We start from the raw sequence: 19,122 nt of genomic DNA, 5'->3' as shown, positions 1-19,122 counted from the left end.
AAGGTGTGTCATGTCTGCAGTTCCGCCCCGGGCCGTCGTCACCGGAACGGGCACGATGAATCCGCTCGGGTCCACGGTCCCCGAAACCTGGACCTCCATGCTGGCCGGGCGGTCAGGCATTGCCGCCCTTGAAGAGGACTGGGCGCAGGCCCTGCCGGTGCGGATCGCGGGGCGGGTCACGGCTGACGTGGCGTCGTTACTGACCACCCGCGAGTTCAAGCGGATGGACCGCTGCGGGCAGCTTGCGCTTGTCGCTGCCCGTGAGGCCTGGGCGCAGGCCGGGACCCCCGGCGTCGACCCCGAACGGCTGGCCGTGGTGATCGGCTCGGGCTACGGGGGACTGGACACCACGCTCGCGCAGACCCGGGAGCTGGACGGCGGCGGCCCGCGAAAGGTCTCACCGCACACGCTGACCCGGATCATGGTCAACGGCCCGTCGGCCTGGGTCTCCATCGACCTCGGCGCCCGCGGCGGGGCACGCACCCCGGTCAGCGCCTGCGCGTCCGGGGCGGAGGCAATCGCCCAAGGCGCCGAAATGATCCGGTCCGGAACGGCCGACGTCGTCATCGCCGGAGGCGTGGATGCGTGCATCAACGACCTGATCATCAGCGGCTTCGCGCAGATCCGGGCCCTTTCCACCCGCAACGGCGATCCGCAGGGCGCTTCCCGTCCCTTTGACCGGGACCGCGACGGATTCGTCATCGCGGAAGGCGCCGGAATCCTGGTGCTGGAGAGCGAGGACCATGCCCGGGGGCGCGGCGCGGAAATCCTGGGTGCGGTCGCGGGAGGCGCAGTGACCTCGGACGCCAGCGACATCGTGGCCGCGGATCCGGAGATGCAGCGCCGGGTCATGCAGAAGGCGCTCGCTTCGGCCGGGCTCAGCGGGGCGGATATCGGGTTCGTTCACGCCCACGCCACGTCCACCCCGGTGGGCGACCGCCTCGAGGCCCAGGCCATCAAGGCGGTGGTGGGAGACGGAGTGCCGGTGACCTCGACCAAGTCGCTCACCGGACATCTGCTCGGCGGGGCGGGCGCGCTTGGCGCCATTGCCACGCTCCAGGCCCTCAGGACCGGCGAACTGCCCGGGACATACAACATCGGCAGCCTTGATCCCGAGGTCGATTTGAACATCATCACCGGAACCGTGCGCGGCAGCACCGCGACGGCGGGACTCGTCAATGCGTTCGGCTTCGGCGGCCACAGCGTGGCGCTGGTGGTCACCGGGTCCTAGGTGTGCTGGCAAGCGTGGCGCTCGGCGTCTCCGCCGCCCTTGAGATCCCCGCCCTGCTCGTCATCGGCCGGCTGGGCCGCGGCTTCTCAAGCCGGGCGCTCATAGCCTCGGGGTGCCTTGCCGGAATCGCCTACTATGCCGCGATGGCATTTGTCGGCGGCCGGCTATCAGGGGATCTTTGTTGTCTGCGCGGCTCTCACCGTCCCCGCTCTGGCGATCCTCAACACGGCAGGCCGGCCGCCCAGGCTCACGCGGAGGGCTGCGGCCGAAAAGGCCGGCGCAACCGCTTACCCTGTCTAGCTGATCAGCAGGCTCAGCGCCTCGGCCAGGTGGCTGACCTCCCGCACCGAGAAGCCCGATGGAATGGGGCCCGGGCCGTTGTGGCTGGACGGAACCACGGCGTGCGTGAAACCCAGCCGGTGCGCCTCCTGAATGCGCTGGTTGATGCCGGGAACCGGCCGCACCTCGCCGGCCAGTCCCACCTCGCCGAACGCGATCAGCCGCTGCGGCAGCGGCTTTTTGGCCTTCGCGGACGCAACGGCCAGAGCAACGGCCAGGTCTGTGGCAGGTTCGCTGAGCTTCACGCCGCCCACCGTGGCCACGTAGGAATCGTCCTTGTGCAGCAGGCAGCCCGCCCGCTGCTGGAGCACTGCCAGCAGCATGGCCACGCGGGAGCTGTCCAGACCGCTCGTCGCCCGCCGCGGCTGCGAATTGGGGCTTTCCGCCAGCAGCGACTGGACTTCGGCCAGCAACGGGCGCCTGCCCTCCATCGTGACGGTGATGCAGGTGCCGGACACGGGATCCTTGGTGCGCGTGACGAACAGTCCGCTCGGATCGGCGAGACCGACGATGCCATCCTCGTTGAGGTCGAAGCAGCCGACGTCGTCCGTGGGCCCGTACCGGTTCTTGACCGCGCGCAGCAGCCGGAGCCGTGAGTGGCGTTCGCCTTCGAACTGGCACACCACGTCCACCAGGTGCTCGAGCAGCCGCGGCCCGGCGATGGAGCCGTCCTTGGTCACGTGTCCCACCAGCAGGGTGGTCATGTTACGGCGCTTGGCGGCCGCGATGATGGAGGCCGCCACCTCGCGCACTTGTGAGACGCCGCCGGAACTGCCTTCCACGTCGGCGCTGCTGAGCGTCTGCACCGAGTCCACCACGAGGAGCTTGGGTTCCACCTTTTCCACCTGGCCCAGGGCCTGGCCAAGGTCGGTCTCCGCCGACAGGTAGAGGGTGTCCGCTATGGCATCGATGCGTTCGGCCCGCAGTTTCACCTGGGCGGCGGATTCCTCGCCCGTGACGTACAGGACGCTCTGGCCGGTCCGGGCGAACTTGGCCGCGACGTCCAGCAGCAACGTGGATTTCCCGACGCCGGGTTCCCCGGCCAGCAGGATGACGGCACCGGGCACCACGCCGCCGCCCAGGACGCGGTCAAGCTCGTCCACGCCTGTCGGCAGGAAGGCCGCCGTCGTGGCGTCCACCTCAGCGATAGGGCGGGCCGGCTCCAAAACTGTGGTGGCCGCCGTCGTACGCGCAACCGCGGTGCCGGTTTCCTCAACGGTTCCCCACGCCTGGCACTCGCCGCAGCGTCCCACCCACTTGACCGTCGTCCAGCCGCATTCCGCGCATTTATAGCCCGGGGCCTTGGCGGCCCGGGAAGTCTTTGTAGCCATTGCTCCACACTATCGGGCGGTTCCGACATTCCAGTTCCGGGGTTCCGCACCGCAAGCGCGAGCCGGTGCGGTGGTCGCCTCGTCGAACAAGCGCGACATCATGGACGTCACACGCGCAGCGCAGCAGCACAGCCAGTGGGGGTCGAAGTGTGTCCCGGCCCGGGGCCTTGTCGCTGAAAATCCGATCCAGAGCTTGGCCGTCGAGCTGCCGCGATTCATTCCGGTCCAGCGTGCTGACCCTCGTATACCCGATTCGTTGACCCGCCACCGAAGTCACCCCTACCGAAGCTGTCAGGATGAAACCTATGACTTTCCAAAAGGTATGTCTAGAAAAGGAACTTCAGATCCTATTCTGACAGCCGCTCCGGGTGGTGCCTGACGTCAGGTTGGAGTGTGCTTCAAGCTGACGCTCACTCAGCTGCAAGGGACACCAGTCGCGCACGCGGCGGGTTGCAGGACCTGCTCAATGAAGCACTAACGGTCCTCGGAAGTCTCACCCCTTGTGTCTTGCTGCCTTGTCTCCCAAGCGGCTGTTGCTGTTACTGTCATCAAGCAGTGCTACGAGACGGGTCAACGTTGGACATGACTTCGCCGATAGGTCGAACGCGGTTTTGACGAGGGCCCGGGATGTCGTCTATTGACGCTTCCCCATCGTGGTTAGGCGTTAGGGGGTCAGTGACCCCCGCAGTTGCTGCAGTGCGTCACGAACGACGGTCTCGGAGCGATGGATCTCCCTCACATTCATCCCTGTGAATTCTTTTACTGCACGGCGCAGGCTTTGCATGTTGCTGAATCCGCACGATGTCGCTATTTCGGAGTAGGTGATCCTTTGGGCGCCGGCCTGAAGGAGGAGCTCGAGGGCCTTGCGCGTTCTCAATGCGCGTATACGCTCTCCCAAGTGGAGTTCTTCATTCTCGAAAAAGTAGAACAGAGAGCGACGGGAGAGGTTGAACCTTTCGGCGATCATCGCCACGTCCAGATCGGGGTTGTCATAGCTGGCATCAAGGTATTTCTTCACAGCCCGACTTAGGGCCGGTTTCTGCGCCTCATCGTCGACCGGCGTTTCGAGCAGGGAACCCACCAGGGTTGCCATCATGGATCGGAGGATGTCTGCGGTTCCCGATGTCTCCCGGTCGATGCCCGGCCGCTTCCAGGACATCAGCGCAGGGATCACGAAGGTGCCCACAATTGGGTGCCTTGCGAGGTCAGGCAGGCGAAGCAGGGAGCGCAGTTGGGCCTCGCTCACATTCAGGCTGCTGCGGTCGATGTTGAGCTGCAAGGCGTGAAAACCGTCGGGAGCATCAAAACTTCCGCCCAGCGAGGTATCGATGAACCTGACGGAGCCCGGTGATACTGGCTCAGGCACCCCGTTGAGAGCGAGGGTTAGCCCCGGAGCCTTGCGGAAGTAGGCCAGGCGCAGATCCGTGGTGTCGGGATTCGGCGCCCACGAGCCCAATGCGGGGCCGTTGAACATTTCTATGAGGCTGAAGCCCGGCCCGTTTAGATTAATGGCTGCAGGATTGAAGGACACAGGAGTCTGACGTGCCGACTTTTCCAACCGCATGGGGGTTTCCACGGCATTGCCGTACCATGCTCGCCAATGTTCGAACCTCTGTTCGGGATTGAGCCCCTCCGGCACTGCATATCGTCGCAGACGGCCGCTGTTCCCGGTCGCAGACTGAGGCATGCGATCCTCCTTCGCCAGCTGAACCGTCATTGTGGCCCTGGAAGTTGCCACGTCTTCAGGAAGCGGTTGCGGGGGCTCATAAGACTGGCCGAAAGGGCCTCAGCTGTTAGCCCTATTTTACCTGTTGCAGCTTTGATTGGTGCGTTGATGGGTTTGGTATCGGCCACCCCGCACGACGAGTATTGGCGCCGCAAGGTCTCGGTGAGCATGCCCTTGAAGAGGGCGGGTGCTGGGAGATACGACCCAATCGCTTTACACCCTGGCGCGGCTGCCTTTCGCATCTTCATTCGGAGACGCGATCAAGGAAATGCGTCCTCCAACTGTGTGGCCGTCACGTCACGGAGCGGCTGGGATGTCCGCGCGACGTCCTCAACTTTCTGGAGACCGTCAGTATCTTCGTGTCCGCCGGGATGCTGCCTGGTTGCGAGGTCATTGACTCGGTGAGGGGCGAGGGCATGTTCGACGGCCAGGATGCTCGCCCCAACCACTCCGGCTTCGGGCCCGGTTTCCGATTGGGTGATGTTCAGGTGCTGGGTCGCTAACGGCGTTGAGCGTGCATAGACCGTTTCGCGGATCCCGGCGATCAGGTGTTCTCCGGATTGTGCAAGCGATCCGCCGACGACAATCAGGGAGGGGTTGATGAAGCTCACGCACATGTTGAGCATTTCTCCGATGTCGCGGCCGGCCTGCCGGACGGCTTGAATGGCAGCCAAATCGCCGGAACGAACGAGTGAGACGACGTCGTTCCCTGTGGTGGCCTCGGGTCCGTTTTCGCGGAGCTGTGCGGCGACGGCCGGGGCGCCTGCTATGGCCTCCAGGCAGGCAGTCTTGCCACAGCGGCATTGAATTCCTGCCGCCCTGGAAATAGCAATATGGCCGACGTCTCCAGCGACTCCTGCCGCGCCTCGCTGCAATATGCCTCCGCTAATAACGCCCGAGCCGATACCGGTGGCGACTTTAAGGAAGATCATGTTGTCCTCATTGGGCCAGCGGATCGCCCGCTCGCCGAGGGCCATGAGATTGACATCGTTATCCACCAGTACGGGAACGTCAAAGGTCTGCTGAACGTAAGCGGGGACATCGAATCCGTCCCATCCCGGCATGATGGGCGGGCTGGTCGGCTTTCCGGTGGAGTGTTCTACCGGACCGGGTAGCCCGATGCCGACAGCGATGATGTCCGTTGTTGGGCGCCTTAACGTTTTCAAATGACCCTGCAGAGTCATCGCCAGCCAGTCCAGAACAGCTTCCGGTCCGCATGAAATCTCAAGTCGTTCAGTGGTTTCCAGGAGAATCCGTCCCGACAGGTCCGTGAGCGCCACCGTCGCGTGTGTGGCGCCGACCTCGGCGGCAGCGGCCAGCTTTGCACCGGGATTGAAGGCTAGTCGCGCCGAGGGGCGGCCTCCGGTGGAAGCCGCATCCGACACGGGTACAACTAGCCCGAGTTCCAAGAGAGCCTCGAGGCGAGAACTGATGGCAGCTCGACCCAAGCCAGTCATCCCAGCCAGGTCTGCCCTGGATCGCGGGCGTCCGTCCCGCATGATGTGCAAAAGTTCGCCGGGGCCGCCGTTGTCCATGTCTCTCCATTTCGGGGCTCGAAAGAGGTGAATAGTGAGACTGAGGACTTGACGCATCAGGCTCACAGGACCCGGGGGGACCTAATCTCCACTCAGTGTTAGGTGCCCAATCGTTCCCGTCCACTCCTCGATGCCCACAGCATCATAAAGTGCAACTTCGGTGCGCATTCCATCGCCAATAGCGTCAAACGGTGCAGACTTTTGCTGGCTGACTGATAAAGCCAGGTGGTGCGTGTCACTGTTGGCGTGGAAAACGACAGAACCACAACAGCCGCTTCCGGTTACGGGTTCAGAAAAATATGGGGCAAAAAGACGACAGCTTCCGCTTCCGTCTGGCAATGTCCCCTCTCCCAAAATCCTGAGGATGGATCTAATGGCTACTAATTTATCGAGGCGCGGCTTCCTTGCACTGAGTGTTCTGGCTGGCGCGACTCCGTTATTCGCTTCCTGTTCGTCGCGCGGGGCTACGGCGGGCGGCGGCTCCAGTTCCACTCTTGTATATGTCGGCTCCGATTTCCCGGCCAACTTTGATACCGACAGTGCTGCCGGTGCGAACGTGGCCGGTGAAAACATAGTCGGAAACACCTATGGCGGTGACATCGTGGCGTTCGGCAAGACGCAGGTCAATGGCACCTCCATCGCGGATATCCTTGCGAGTGGAATAAAAGGCGGCCTCGAGAATGGATTTGCCGAGACAATCGACGTCTCGGCTGATCAGCGAACCATCACCATTACTCTCAGGGACGACATCGTCTCGAATTTGGGCAACAAGTTGACGTCTGCCGACGTCGTCTGGTCCTTTCGACGCAACTTCGCCCTCAAGCAGACCGGCCTGTTCATGGCCAACTCGATGGGAATCACAAGTGCTGACCAAGTGGTCGCCCTGGACGAGCGCACAGTCAGGTTCGCCCTCGATAAGCCGAATAGCATTTTCTTTAAGGTCGACGCAGCCAAGCTGTATGCAGGACTCTTTGACTCCGTTGCCGCAAAGCAGCACGCCACCTCCGACGATCCGTGGGCGCAGGGTTGGCTCGGCAAGAACACCGCCGGCTTCGGCGCTTACACCGTTTCGGCTTTCCAAGAAGGCCAAACGGTCACGCTCTCCGTCAACCCGCATTCCTTGACAAGGCCTGACTTCGACAAGGTCGTATGGCGCTCTGTGCCGACCAGTGCGAACCGGCTCGCGTTGCTGCAGTCCGGCGAAGCGGACATCGCCATGAACCTCAGCCCGAGCCAGCTGCAGTCGGCCAAGAAGGCGGGGCTCACCGTCACGTCCTATAAGTCGAACAAGATCCAAGTGATGCCGCTCAATGCGCTCGACCCGAACTTGAAGGATCCCCGGATCCGCCAGGCAATCGCCTACGCCCTGCCTTACGCCGACATCCTGAGCAGCGTGTACCTAGGCACGGCAACGGGCTTGAACAGCCCCCTTCCGGAGGACTACCCGGGCCACACCGCCAAGTATAACGAGTACAAGACCAACCTCGACAAGGCCAAGAGCCTAATGGCGGAGGCCGGCGCGTCCGGATTCAACTTGACGTTGACCTTTTCCAACGACAACTACGAAGATCCGCTGATAGCGCCCATCGTTGCGTCCGCCCTCAAGCAAATCGGCATCAACGTGCTGCTCGAAGGATTGCCGGCGTCGAGCTACTTCGACAAACTGTACAAGCGCGGGGGTCAAGCCTATCTCGCCGCATTCTGGCCCTTCGTCGCTGACCCCGCCTATGCCCTCGGTGTCTACTGGAAGTCCACTTCTTACCTCAACGTCGGGTCCTGGAAGAACGCAGAGTTCGACACGCTCATCGAAGAGATGCTGGTTGAACCAGAGCCATCCGCCCGTAACCTGAAGGCTGGCCGCGCCCAGCAAATCTGGATGCAGGAGCAGCCCTGGGTGCTCCTAGCCAACCCCGGATGGCACGTCGCGCACTCAAAGCGCGTCTCCAACGTCACGTGGTATCCGAATAATGGGGTCCGGTTCGCCGATCTCAAGCTCGTGAAGTAGGGCCGCGTCTTGGGCCGTTTCCTCCTCCGACGTCTTTCCCTACTACCCGTCCAGCTCTTTGGCTTGCTCCTCCTTGTTTTTTTCCTCACTCGACTGATACCCGGCGATCCTGCCTATGCCCTCGCCGGGGGTCAGGCAACAGCCGAGCAGGTGGAGCGAATTCGCCAGTCGATGGGACTGGACCAGCCTCTGTGGGTCCAGTTCTGGCACTACGTCTCCGGTGTCCTCCGGGGGGACTGGGGCACCTCCATCCAAACCAACAGCCCCGTCGTCCAGGACCTCGTGCAGAGGGCGCCCGCAACTCTGCTCCTGATGTTCTTCTCCCTACTCATGATCATCCTGCTGGCGCTAGTGCTGGTCGGGTGGCTGCTCTGGCGGCCACACGGACTCGCCCGCAAGGTCGTCAATGGATACGGGTTTCTCGCTGGCGTCGTCCCCGATTTTTGGGTTGGCCTCAGCCTGGTCTCCCTACTCTACGTGCAGCTCGGAATCGGCGCATCGCCGAGCGGCCAACTGGACGCGAGGATTACCGTCCCTCCGGTAACGAACGTCGGACTGATCGACGCCGCCATCGCCGGCGATCCACCAGCTGTCGCAAACGCAATAGCACATCTCATTTTGCCCTGCATCACGTTGATCTTTGTCTACCTGGCACCTGTCATCCGGATCATGTCCGCAGTGACCGAGAAAGTCAACGGCTCGGATTTCGCCCGCTTCGCCGATTCCTGGGGTATCTCTCCGTGGCGACGTGTTCGGTACATTCTGCGTTTCACCTCGCCAACTATGGTCACGACGCTGGCCTCCACCACCGTGTTTCTCGTCGGCGGAGCCGTCCTCGTCGAAACGGTCTTCTCCTGGGGCGGTGTAGGACAGTATGCAGTGGCAGCTGTGACCCGCTCCGACTACGTGGGCGTGCAGGGCTTCGTTCTCATTGCCGGACTGTTTACAGCCATGGTGTACCTCGCCAACGACCTTCTACACGCCGCAATCGATCCGCAATTGAGGAAAGCATGAAAAGCCTGATACCCACCACACTTGCGGGAAAGGTAGGCGTGGTTGGCAGCTTCATCTCCGTCGTCTTTGCCGTCATCGGTCCCTGGATCGCTCCCTACGACCCGGAAAAGCCCACGGTGGATGTCCTCCAGGAACCCAGCTTCACGCACCCCTTCGGAACCGACGCATCTGGTCTCGACATCTTCTCAGTCGTCATCGCGGCCTTCCGTACGGACCTCTCGATCGCCCTGCTTGGCGTCGGCGCTTCGTTCGTACTCGGACTCCTGCTCGGTTCTATCAGTGGTTTTTCCGCCGCTGGCGGCCGGATCTGGAGGGTACTCGCCCGGATCGTCGATGCTGCCCTCGATGTTTTCCAGTCGATTCCAGTCACCGTCTTTGCGTTGGCACTAACGGCGATTTTTGGTCGCGGAACCGGTGCCGTGATTACTGCAGTTATCTTTGTGACCACCCCGATTTTCGCCCGGCTGATCCGCTCCTCCCTGCATTCAGTAGTGCAGGGAGGCCTCGTGGCATCCTGCCGTATATTGGGCCTCGGAACGATCCGTACACTTACGCGGCATGCCCTCCCCAATTCCGTTGACAGCGCAGTGGCGAATATCTCGGTCAGCCTGGGTGTCTCCGTACTCCTCACCGCCGCACTGAGCTTCCTAGGGGCCGGTGTCCGTCCCCCTACACCCGAATGGGGCTATGTGATCTCCATGGGAGCCAACTATGTCGCCACAGGCCAGTGGTGGATTAGCCTCATGCCGGGTCTGGTGCTGTGCCTGTCAGTGGTCTCCTTTGCCTTGACCGGCGAGGCCGTCAGGGAATGGCTCGCCGGTGCTGGGCTACGTTCGGCTGCCAACGAAGAAATCACCCTTTCCACCGGACAAACCGAGAGGACATCATGACCAAGTTCCACACTCCAATGGGGGAGGACCTGGGCAGGTACGTGTTGAGAATCGAGGATCTCCGACTAACTGCCTCCCAGGGAGCCCGGGACCTGGTCAAGGGAGTTTCACTTTCGGTCGCCCCCGGTCGAGTGCTGGGACTTGTCGGTGAGTCTGGCAGCGGCAAAACGCTTACCGGGCTGAGTTGCCTCGGGATGCTGCCGCAGGGCATCGAGCGCACGGGTGGAGAGGTCTTTGTCGCGGGGCAACCGATCCTGGATCTCGCCCCGAATGAACAGCGCCGCCTCCGAGGCTCCGTCGTATCAATGGTGCTGCAGGATCCGCTGAGCGGCTTCCACCCGATGCTCACCGTAGGCAAGCAGATCTTCCACTCCTTGCAGGATCATGGCGTTCGCAAGGAATCCGCACGGGCCAGGGTGCTCGAGGTGCTGGGTCAGGCGCGACTGCCTGAGCCAGAGAAGGTGGCAAACCGGTTTCCGCACCAGTTGTCCGGTGGCATGCGCCAACGGGCAATGATCGCCCTCGCACTTGCCAACCGTCCCAGTCTCCTGATCGCTGACGAGCCTACAACCGCCCTGGATCCTACCGTTCAGGCAGGAGTACTCCGTCTCCTGCGCCAGCTAGCCGACGATGGTCTCGGTATTGTCTTCGTTACGCACAACCTCGGCGTCGTGGCGGGACTCTGTGACGAGGTCAGCGTCATGGAGAATGGGCTCATCGTCGAATCGGGCGACGTTGCACCGGTACTGGAGAACCCGCAGCACCCCTACTCGATCGAGCTGCTCAATGCCTCGCCACGCCTTTCGTCGCCGCACGTTCTGCGCGCTCCCCTCAATGTAGCCCGGACGAATGAACCCGCTGCCATTTCCGTTCAAGGCGCCAGCCAGCGGTACGGCACTCGGGGTATTTTCGGCCGAGGAGCAGTTGTTCACGCCCTGAGTGACGTCAGTTTTGAGATCCCGCGCGGCAGCACCACCTCTATTGTCGGCGAATCCGGATCAGGCAAGTCAACATTGACGCGTCTGCTGGTAGGCCTCGAAAAACCGACAGCTGGCCGCGTCACCGTAGCAGGTCAAGACATGGCGAGGCTTAATCCGGCGTCAGAACGGGAGTTCCGGCGTAAAGTCCAGCTGGTATTTCAGGATGCCAGCCGAAGTCTGGACCCCCGCAACACGGCCGAAGAGCTCCTCCTCGAGGCACTGGGCGTCGCAGACCGGAAGGCTTCGCCGTCTGCGGTCCTCGAGCTGTGCGATCGAGTGCACCTCCCGCGGACCATTCTCGGACTCCGCACCACCCATCTTTCCGGAGGCCAGCGCCAGCGCGTCGCCATCGCGCGGGCGCTGGCGACGAATCCGGAGATCCTTGTCGCGGATGAGCCGGTCAGCGCGCTGGACGTCACCAACCAGCAACGCATCATGGGTCTGTTCCAGGAACTCGTAGGCGAAAACAACCTCACCCTGATCATGGTGTCCCACGACCTCGCGCTGGTGAGGGACATGACCGACACGGTAATAACGATGTACAAGGGACGGCTGATGGAAGCGACTCCCGCCGAAGAGTTCTACCGCAAACCGCGAAATCCGTATTCGCAGGCCCTTCTCGATGCGATGCCCGACCCCACCCGAATCGGGGAACTTCCCACCGTCACCGTCCCGGCACTGCCGGGCCGCGTGCGCTGAAAGCAGGTAACTCGAATGTGCACCCTCCTTGCCGCACAATCCACGGCCGGACCGGTACTAGGCAGCAACAGCGATAATCCGTATCTCGTTGGCAGCCGGGTCTTGGCATCAACCGAAGGTGCCTATCCATTCATCGGCACGGAAGTGACCACCTACAGGGCCGCTGAGGCGGTCCCTTGGAATTCGGTGATGACCAGGGGCCTGAACGCGCGTGGAGTCGCTTTCACTTATTCCTTCGTGCCCGCATCAAAGTCGGAATCCAATGGGTACAGGAAGCTAGTAGACCGGCGGGGAACCCGCGATGCACTGGGCCAGGCGGCTTCGGCGGAGGAATTCGTTTCATTGCTGCAACAGCGGGCTTCGCGACTAAACGACGGCAACTATCTGATAGCCGATGGCAAGGGGGTTGTTGTGGTCACCATCAATGGTCAACGCTCGACCCGGAGAACAATTGAACCCGGGCAAAACATCGCCTGCACCAATTCCTGGTTCGCGGGACAGGAGCCCGACGATGACGCTTGGGTGGGAGAGAGCTTTTCCAAAGAACGCCTCGGCCAGGCCGCCGTCGTGCAGTTTACGCCGCTCCTCGAAGTACAGGATGTCCGTCAAGTCCTGCATTCGGCCCTAGCCCAAAATAGTGACCAGGAAGACGCCAACAGCCAGGAGGCGCGGACCGTCGATGCTCACGGCAAGGACAGCGGAACGATATCCAGTGAGATCATCGTCCCCGCTGAGGGCACCCTTTGGTGGTGCTACGGATGGCCCTCAGGCACGTCTCGCGGGTACGAAAGTTTTATTCGAGACTCCTGGGGTGAGTACCTGCCGTTTCAGGTATCGAAGGTGGATCATACAGGACTGCTAACCACAGAAGATGGCACAATAACTCTCTACGGAACGAAGGTACTCGCAGCATGACCAACCTCCCCGCGCGCATGGCGCCCTCAAAAGCCCGCGGAAAATTTCGCACGGGGCTAGTCACCCCCACGGCCGGATGGAGCGACGGTTTCACTCAAGCCAACTTAATCGCGGTCCCCGCTGACTACGCCGAAGAAGTATTGGAGTTCTGTGCACTCAATGCCCAGGCCTGTCCGGTAATTGACGTCATCCAGCCGGGTGAAGTTGCTAGCGCACTGGCTGCTGGCTCCGACATCCGCACCGACATTCCCGCCTACCGGGTCTGGCAGAACGGCGAGCTGACTGGGGAGACCGATGACGTCACTTCCGTCTGGCGCGATGACCTGGTCGGGATCCTCATCGGTTGCAGCTTCACCTTCGAGGCTGCGTTGGTTAAGGAAGGCATCCCCCTGCGTCATGTCGAGATGGGTCGGAACGTTCCGATGTACCGCACCACCATTGAATGTACCCCGGCCGGGCGGATACACGGCCCAATGGTAGTTTCAATGCGCCCGATGCTGCCGGAATTGGTTGCGACGGCAACGCGCATCACGGGTGAGGTGCCGCAAGTACACGGCGCACCCATCCATGTCGGTTCTCCGGATAAGATCGGCATTCTGGACATCGACCGCCCGGACTTCGGTGATTCAGTGGAGATACGCCCGGGCGAGGTTCCGGTCTTTTGGGCCTGCGGCGTAACGCCGCAGAGCGCGGTCATGGCTTCCAAGCCAGAGTTCGCCATCAGCCACGCTCCCGGGTACATGTTCATCACCGACGTTCTCGAGAGCAGCTACCGAACGAATGCTCCGTCCTGATTGGCGCACTGATACCGACAGGTTTGGATGGCACCCTGGCAGGCCCCATGGGAGCAGCTTTCGGCCCCGTCCACGCGGCACCCGCTGCAGGCTGGAAACGCGCCCGGCCAGGCCGACAACAGGGCCCCCGAACAGGACCAAACGGAACATACCGGCAGCAAGGCCTGCACTCTGACCTGCTCGAGCCCGAATCCGCGCCGATCTGGGATGGGAGCCAGAACCCGACCCCATCGGCGGATTGTTGTTAGCGGCCATGAAAACTGTCCATCGGCGGCTGAGCGGCGCTGCCGCTCCGTGCCCGTCGAAAATATCCCCACATGTCACCGTAGGCTGTGGCTAAGTTCGAGTTCGAAGCGAACGATGGATACGTCCGTCACGGTAAACGCCGGATCCGCCTTGGTGCTTTTGCCCGCCCCATAGCGGGATGAGAAGGACCTCCACGGGAACCGTGGAATGTTGCTTCGAGCACGAGTAATAGATTCCTGATTCATTCCTGTCTTTCCCATGGCGGACGCTCTGGATTCGAGCCAAGAGGAGGAACATTGTGGATCTTGTGCACGAACGGGCGGTCGGCATCGACATTTTGACTGAGGTACCGGCTTTGTGTCGGGAGACGGTCTCGAGTTCTGCAGTGAGCGCGAGAATTTTGGCGCGTTAGCGCCATCCCGCGGATCTTCTTGAACTGGGCGTTCATCGCGATGATCTGCCAATCGCGCAACACGCTGCTGCGCAAATCAGGTCAATATGCGGCAACTTCTGTTGCCTCGGCAACCAGCTTGACATAATCAAGCCTATCGGCTTGCAGCCGGACCCGTGAGGAAAGCAAGCCCGGAGTCTCGTCAGCTCCGCACGGCTGCCGCGGGGGTTGTCGCCACGGGGGGCTGAATTCGGAGGCAGTAGGGGAGTCCGGTGGTACCGCTCCGTGAAGACGGTGGTCAACGCTTTCAAGGTGTTTTGTTTTTCCGTGGAACTCACCTGGAGAACAGATTATCTTGTGTCCAGCCCGAACCGCACTCAAGATCCCCGACTTCGATCTTGAAACGCGGGCTCAATTTAATAGCATCAGGACCAAAAGCAGACTAGCTTCCGGTCCTGATCCTGTTTATTCCTATTGCTGAATCTCAGGGCTGCGATGGTTTCAGCCGGCGCCATTCGGGAGGAACATGTCCTGAAACCCGTACGCGTATTGTCTAATTCGGAAACTCCGAAATAATTGCGTATGCGGATCTACCTAACACATCAAATCGATGGCGGAAACGTCGAACTCACGACCTGTAGCTAGCCCAGTTCTCCCGTACCGGCAGCGGCCAGGGGAAGGAGCCGGGACCAGAGTTCAGCCGGAATGTCCCATTCGGCCAGACGTGCTGTTTGGTCGACGCGGCCGGGTTCGGACATGCCGACGATGGTGGATGCTACACGGAGATCGCGGGTGGAGAACTGAAGGGCGGCGGCGGCCAGAGGCACCGAGTACGTCTCACAAAGCTTCTGCATCTTTCGCACCCGCTCGATGATGGCCTGGCTGGCCGGTCCGTAGCAGTAGTTGGGAACGGTGTCGGGGCCTTTGACGAGCATTCCGCCACCAAACGGTGCGGCGTTGACGAACGCGACGCCCCGGGAGGCTGCGTCCTGAATGAGCGGTTCGGCTGTTTGGTCCACAAGGGTGTATCTGTTGTGGCTGATGACGACGTCGAAGGCGTCGGTTGCCAGATACTTCAGCTCAAGGTCGATGGGGCCGCCGGCGACGCCGAGGTGTTCGATCACGCCCTGGTCCCTCAGTTCAATGAGGGCCTCGAGGGGACCCCCGGCCGCGGTGCCTTCTTCGAAGGTGATCTTTTCGGGATCGTGGAAGTAGACGAGCTGAAGACGGTCCAGGCCGAGCCGTTGAAGGCTTTCCTCCACGGACCGGCGGACACGGTCTCCCGAGAAGTCCCTGGTCCCGACGATCGGGTCTACCTTGGTGGCCACGACGAAGCCCTCCGGCAGGCCGCCCGCTTCCGCGAGTGCCTGGCCGATCCGGCGTTCGCTGTCGCCCCCGTGGCCGTATTCGTTGGACGTGTCGACGAAATTGAATGGACCTTCCATGACTTTGCGGATGGTCGCCACGGCGGTATCAGTGCTGACTTCGTAACCGTACTGAGTGGGATGGCTGCCCAGGGCGCTCGTTCCCACGCAAACGGGCGAGACTGACAGCCCGGTACGGCCAAGAGCTCGGTTTTCCATGCTTTTTCCTTTGCTTATCTGTTGTGTACGACCATGGGTTGTATCAAAAGTCGTAGTTTTACGGTCAGGACAGAGTCTCCGCGCAGTGCTGCGCGTTTGACCAAGGTTGAAGCCTGGAGTTGGTGCTCCCTTCCGATCCAGCAGCTTCATGTATCAGAAGGGAGAGATAGTGGTCCTGGCAGCCGTCAGCAAGGGAGTATCCCTCGGAACGATTTTCTGGAAGTGTGTTCAGCAGGCATACGGCAATGGCGATCTCCTCGTCCGAGAGCCGCGCGCCCGGGAACGGGTTGCGGTAGATGACCCGGCCCCCGACGCTCAGGGTGTCCAGGTCGGCCCCCTCCAGGTTGCCGTCGATGCCGAGTTGACGGCGCACGATCGGGGCGCTGACAGGTGCGCCGTCGTCCGCTAGCCACGTGAGCTGGTCGCTCACCAGTTCGGCGTGGCTGCCGCGAACCTGGATCTGCCGCCTACGCAGTGGATTGAACCACTGGGTATCGGTGAAATCGTAGAAGCCCGTCTTGCTGCCAAAACGGAGAATGGCGAGCGTCTGGTGTTCGGTCCCAAGATTCTGGTTTTCGGGCCATCCGGTTCGGTCCGGCCCGGCCATGATGGGAACATCCTGGGCGCTTGCGAGGACACGTACGGGATCGCTGCCCGTGTCCATGAGCGCCCGGAGGATGGCAATGGCATGATAATCATGGGTCCAGGAGACGGACGCAGAACTAACCTCGCCGAACGCACCGTCTTCGATCAGGCATCGGACACCGGCAATTGTAGGCAGGTACGGGTGCTGTTCAGCTACCTGAACGAGTCCTGTGTGGCCGACGTCGTTCCACAACTCAGTCATCGAGAAAACGTCAATCGCGGGCGGGGTCTCGGTCAGGACGGGGATGCCCAGCGCGACCAAGGTCCGCAGTACGTCCAGGTTAGCTTCCCGCGGAACACAGGTCACTGCTACGTCCGGCCGCAAAAGCTGGACAGCCTCATCGATGGTGCGGAAAGTCGGCAACTGCCACTGCAGCTCGATCTCCGCTCCGCCCTCGGCGGTCCGCGTGACCGCGCCCACGCAGGTGAAAAGTTCCGGCAGTTGCCGGGCGATGCGGAAGTAGAAGTCGGCGCGCCAGCCGCGTCCGACGATGAGAAACCGGTGCGGTTGCACTTTGGCGTTGGTGTTCATGCGCCCGGAATCAGAACGGCCCGAGCCAGAAGGTCACCGGACTTCAACCGCGACAGCGCGAGGTTGGCTTCGCTTAGAGGAAAGTCCTCGTGCACGGAGCGTAGTTTTCCGTCGGAGGCCAGCCCCAGCACCTCGGACATCTCCCAGCGGCTGCCCAGCACGGAGCCGACCACTGTCTTTTCGTCCCCAATGTCCAGGGGCCCTACCGACTGGGCCACCCCGAGAACCACGCGTCCGCCTGGCCTGACCACGCGGATGGCATCGGCAACGGCATGATCCGATGGCGCGAAGACAATGGCAGCGTCCAGCGAGGCGTCCGGCAGCACCGGGCCGCCTTCATGCCCGGCCGGGACATACGACGCTGTCGCACCCAGCTCTTCAGCCAAGTCACGGTGGGCTCCACTCCTGGAGACGGCGTAAACGTCGGCCCCGGTGAGGGCGGCCATTTGTAGGACCATGTGACCGACGCCGCCGACGCCGAAGATGCCCACTTTCTGGCCCGGGGACAATTGCGCTTTTTTGACTGAACCGTGTGCGGTTATGCCAGGGCACAGCAACGGGGCCGCTTCGGCGTCGGAGAGCCCGTCAGGTATTTTGTAGGCGTAGGCCGCGTTGGCCAGCATGACTTCGGCATAGCCGCCGTGGCGCGTTTCACCGGTGATCTGGCGTGCACGGCAGCGCTGCTCGTTCCCTGTCAGGCAATGTCCGCAGAGACCGCACGTGGACCAAATAGGCTGGACGCCGATCCGGTCACCTACGGTCAGGTTGGTGACGCCGGCGCCGAGCTCCTTGACCCTGCCGACCACCTCGTGGCCCGGGATGATGGGCAAGCTGGTCGGGGTTCCTGGTAGCCAGTCCCCTTCGATCATGTGGAGATTGGAACGGCATACTCCGCAAGCCAATACCTCGACCGATACTTCGCCGGGGCCAGGTGTCGGTTCGGGGACTTCGACGTAGTCCAGCGGGTTGCTTTCGATGGGGCCGGGGGTGCGGAGGATGGTGGCGTACATGCGGCTCGCTTTCAGGTGCTCCGGATGATTTCGGAGGACGACGATGGTAAAGGGTGTGCGGGCGCCCGGGCCCGGTGACCGGGGCGCCCGCATTATCCGTCAGTGGACCAGACGGACGCTCTCCTAGAGGGAGCTGCCCGACGGCGGGACCAGCAGGCCGCGTTCGATGAGCTTGTCGATGTTGCCTGCGCGGCGCTTCTCCTCGCGGGCCAGCCAGCCTTCAGTGGGGGGTGCCGTCAGGTACTGGTTCTTTTCGTAGATCGGCTGCTCGTAGATGCCGGCGTACATTTCGGTGCGCAGGTCCTTGAACCAGTTGGTGACGCCGTTGGCGCTGCGTGAGCGGCGCAGGGCCTCGAGGTCGATGACGGAGCTCACGAACGAGTCGCCGCCGCTGACGCCAGCCTGCTTCACCAGCACGTTACCCTTGTGGTCCACGATCATTGACTGGCCGCCGAACAGATCGAACAGGCTGCCGTCGTCGTTGCGCTGCGGGCCGAGGTTCGGAGCGACGACGACGACCTGGTTGAACATGGCATGGGCGCGGTTCTGCAGGTCCCACATTCCGGCGCCCACCTGCGGTTCGATCAGCGTGCCACGAATGATGATCTCGGCACCGTTCATCGCCAGGCCACGAGAGGTCTCCGGGTAGGCGCCTTCGTGGCAGATGATGTAGCCGATATTGCCGATCTCGGTCCTGGCCACCGGGAAGAACGCGTCCAGCACGCTGCCGTTGCCGCGCTTTTCTACGAACTCGTCCCAGATGTCGTGCGGGTTCGTGGTGCCCAGCGCGCCCCCTTCGTAGGCGTCGGATGTGGACTTGTAGCGCTTGTAAATGACTTCACCGTTGGGATCGATGATGAACGCCACGTTGAACAGGTGGCCCGGGAAGTCCTCGTCCTTGACCAGATACAGCTCACCGGCGATGTAGGTGTTAAGCTGGCGGGCTTTCTGGCCCAGGATGTCGGTTTCGGGTCCGGGGATCGTCATGGCGAACGCTTCGTGGGCCTCCTTGTTGCCGGCCTTGAAGTCCGGCAGCATGCCCTGGATCGCCATCTCGGGCAGGACTACCAGCTTCACGGGTGCGCCGTCGGTGCCGGCGACCATGACGGCCGGGTCCATGAAATCGCAGATGCGCTTCGTGTTTTCGATCGCGTCTTCGCGCTTCTTGATCGTGTGGACGACGTTGGACAGGGCCACGATGGAATACGGGTCAACCATTGGTTTCTTCTCTTTCTTTTTCTTCACTGCAGTCGACC

Annotated in this window: 14 protein-coding genes; 7 read left to right on the top strand and 7 right to left on the bottom strand. The window is 62.1% G+C overall.

Annotation, left to right across the window (positions count from 1 at the left end):
• Positions 1 to 10 precede the first annotated feature (10 nt).
• Positions 11 to 1,231 (top strand): beta-ketoacyl-[acyl-carrier-protein] synthase family protein, encoded by a 1,221-nt coding sequence (locus AC1DDG_RS08970; RefSeq protein ID WP_476875788.1) that lies wholly within the window; start codon positions 11 to 13, stop codon positions 1,229 to 1,231.
• 296 nt (positions 1,232 to 1,527) lie between these two features.
• On the opposite strand, the gene radA is transcribed toward AC1DDG_RS08970, so the two are convergent.
• The 3 genes from radA to AC1DDG_RS08955 all read right to left on the bottom strand — a co-directional run bounded on the left by radA (position 1,528) and on the right by AC1DDG_RS08955 (position 6,162).
• Entirely contained in the window at positions 1,528 to 2,901 is a 1,374-nt protein-coding gene (gene radA / locus AC1DDG_RS08965; protein WP_230117891.1) for a DNA repair protein RadA, read from the bottom strand.
• Positions 2,902 to 3,565: 664 nt separating this feature from the next.
• Positions 3,566 to 4,588, bottom strand: coding sequence for a helix-turn-helix domain-containing protein (locus AC1DDG_RS08960; RefSeq protein ID WP_476875787.1), 1,023 nt, complete (start codon positions 4,586 to 4,588; stop codon positions 3,566 to 3,568).
• A 299-nt stretch (positions 4,589 to 4,887) separates the two neighbouring features.
• Entirely contained in the window at positions 4,888 to 6,162 is a 1,275-nt protein-coding gene (locus AC1DDG_RS08955) for an ROK family protein (protein ID WP_476875847.1), read from the bottom strand.
• Positions 6,163 to 6,535: 373 nt separating this feature from the next.
• On the opposite strand from AC1DDG_RS08955, the gene AC1DDG_RS08950 reads away from it, so the two are divergent.
• From AC1DDG_RS08950 to AC1DDG_RS08925, 6 genes are read left to right on the top strand one after another with little or no spacing between them, the layout of a single operon-like run.
• Complete coding sequence (locus AC1DDG_RS08950; protein WP_476875786.1) at positions 6,536 to 8,167, top strand: ABC transporter substrate-binding protein; 1,632 nt, start codon at positions 6,536 to 6,538, stop codon at positions 8,165 to 8,167.
• A 9-nt stretch (positions 8,168 to 8,176) separates the two neighbouring features.
• Positions 8,177 to 9,181, top strand: coding sequence for an ABC transporter permease (locus AC1DDG_RS08945; RefSeq protein WP_476875785.1), 1,005 nt, complete (start codon positions 8,177 to 8,179; stop codon positions 9,179 to 9,181).
• Positions 9,178 to 10,071, top strand: coding sequence for an ABC transporter permease (locus tag AC1DDG_RS08940; RefSeq protein WP_476875784.1), 894 nt, complete (start codon positions 9,178 to 9,180; stop codon positions 10,069 to 10,071). The genes AC1DDG_RS08945 and AC1DDG_RS08940 overlap by 4 nt, the downstream gene beginning before the upstream one ends.
• Positions 10,068 to 11,750, top strand: a complete 1,683-nt coding sequence (locus AC1DDG_RS08935; protein ID WP_476875783.1) for an ATP-binding cassette domain-containing protein — start codon at positions 10,068 to 10,070, stop codon at positions 11,748 to 11,750. The genes AC1DDG_RS08940 and AC1DDG_RS08935 overlap by 4 nt, the downstream gene beginning before the upstream one ends.
• 15 nt (positions 11,751 to 11,765) lie before the next feature.
• Positions 11,766 to 12,665, top strand: a complete 900-nt coding sequence (locus AC1DDG_RS08930; protein ID WP_476875782.1) for a carcinine hydrolase/isopenicillin-N N-acyltransferase family protein — start codon at positions 11,766 to 11,768, stop codon at positions 12,663 to 12,665.
• The gene (locus AC1DDG_RS08925) at positions 12,662 to 13,459 is read left to right on the top strand and encodes a putative hydro-lyase (RefSeq protein ID WP_476875781.1); all 798 of its coding nucleotides are present in this window, start codon (positions 12,662 to 12,664) and stop codon (positions 13,457 to 13,459) included. The genes AC1DDG_RS08930 and AC1DDG_RS08925 overlap by 4 nt, the downstream gene beginning before the upstream one ends.
• Positions 13,460 to 14,737: 1,278 nt before the next feature.
• Here the strand turns inward: AC1DDG_RS08925 and AC1DDG_RS08920 are convergent.
• From AC1DDG_RS08920 to AC1DDG_RS08905, 4 genes are all read right to left on the bottom strand, one after another.
• The gene (locus AC1DDG_RS08920; protein WP_476875780.1) at positions 14,738 to 15,679 is read right to left on the bottom strand and encodes an aldo/keto reductase; all 942 of its coding nucleotides are present in this window, start codon (positions 15,677 to 15,679) and stop codon (positions 14,738 to 14,740) included.
• Positions 15,680 to 15,743: 64 nt separating this feature from the next.
• The gene (locus AC1DDG_RS08915) at positions 15,744 to 16,856 is read right to left on the bottom strand and encodes a Gfo/Idh/MocA family protein (protein WP_476875779.1); all 1,113 of its coding nucleotides are present in this window, start codon (positions 16,854 to 16,856) and stop codon (positions 15,744 to 15,746) included.
• A complete protein-coding gene (locus AC1DDG_RS08910) occupies positions 16,853 to 17,866 on the bottom strand; it encodes an alcohol dehydrogenase catalytic domain-containing protein (RefSeq protein ID WP_476875778.1) in 1,014 nt (337 codons plus the stop codon). The genes AC1DDG_RS08915 and AC1DDG_RS08910 overlap by 4 nt, the downstream gene beginning before the upstream one ends.
• A 123-nt stretch (positions 17,867 to 17,989) precedes the next feature.
• Complete coding sequence (locus AC1DDG_RS08905) at positions 17,990 to 19,084, bottom strand: nitrilase-related carbon-nitrogen hydrolase (RefSeq protein WP_476875777.1); 1,095 nt, start codon at positions 19,082 to 19,084, stop codon at positions 17,990 to 17,992.
• Positions 19,085 to 19,122: the final 38 nt, after the last annotated feature.

The sequence above is a fragment of the Arthrobacter sp. 10L430 genome, from assembly GCF_056395245.1.
Note: the sequence above shows the minus strand (reverse complement) of the source record. Positions and strands in the feature narration are given on the sequence as shown.

What these genes read in the sequence shown, in the direction of transcription:
- AC1DDG_RS08970 (WP_476875788.1), top strand. Translation starts at nt 11, where the DNA reads ATGTCTGCAGTTCCGCCCCGGGCCGTCGTCACCGGAACGGGCACGATG.
- radA (WP_230117891.1), bottom strand. Translation starts at nt 2,901, where the DNA reads ATGGCTACAAAGACTTCCCGGGCCGCCAAGGCCCCGGGCTATAAATGC.
- AC1DDG_RS08960 (WP_476875787.1), bottom strand. Translation starts at nt 4,588, where the DNA reads ATGCCTCAGTCTGCGACCGGGAACAGCGGCCGTCTGCGACGATATGCA.
- AC1DDG_RS08955 (WP_476875847.1), bottom strand. Translation starts at nt 6,162, where the DNA reads ATGGACAACGGCGGCCCCGGCGAACTTTTGCACATCATGCGGGACGGA.
- AC1DDG_RS08950 (WP_476875786.1), top strand. Translation starts at nt 6,536, where the DNA reads ATGGCTACTAATTTATCGAGGCGCGGCTTCCTTGCACTGAGTGTTCTG.
- AC1DDG_RS08940 (WP_476875784.1), top strand. Translation starts at nt 9,178, where the DNA reads ATGAAAAGCCTGATACCCACCACACTTGCGGGAAAGGTAGGCGTGGTT.
- AC1DDG_RS08935 (WP_476875783.1), top strand. Translation starts at nt 10,068, where the DNA reads ATGACCAAGTTCCACACTCCAATGGGGGAGGACCTGGGCAGGTACGTG.
- AC1DDG_RS08930 (WP_476875782.1), top strand. Translation starts at nt 11,766, where the DNA reads ATGTGCACCCTCCTTGCCGCACAATCCACGGCCGGACCGGTACTAGGC.
- AC1DDG_RS08925 (WP_476875781.1), top strand. Translation starts at nt 12,662, where the DNA reads ATGACCAACCTCCCCGCGCGCATGGCGCCCTCAAAAGCCCGCGGAAAA.
- AC1DDG_RS08920 (WP_476875780.1), bottom strand. Translation starts at nt 15,679, where the DNA reads ATGGAAAACCGAGCTCTTGGCCGTACCGGGCTGTCAGTCTCGCCCGTT.
- AC1DDG_RS08915 (WP_476875779.1), bottom strand. Translation starts at nt 16,856, where the DNA reads ATGAACACCAACGCCAAAGTGCAACCGCACCGGTTTCTCATCGTCGGA.
- AC1DDG_RS08910 (WP_476875778.1), bottom strand. Translation starts at nt 17,866, where the DNA reads ATGTACGCCACCATCCTCCGCACCCCCGGCCCCATCGAAAGCAACCCG.
- AC1DDG_RS08905 (WP_476875777.1), bottom strand. Translation starts at nt 19,084, where the DNA reads ATGGTTGACCCGTATTCCATCGTGGCCCTGTCCAACGTCGTCCACACG.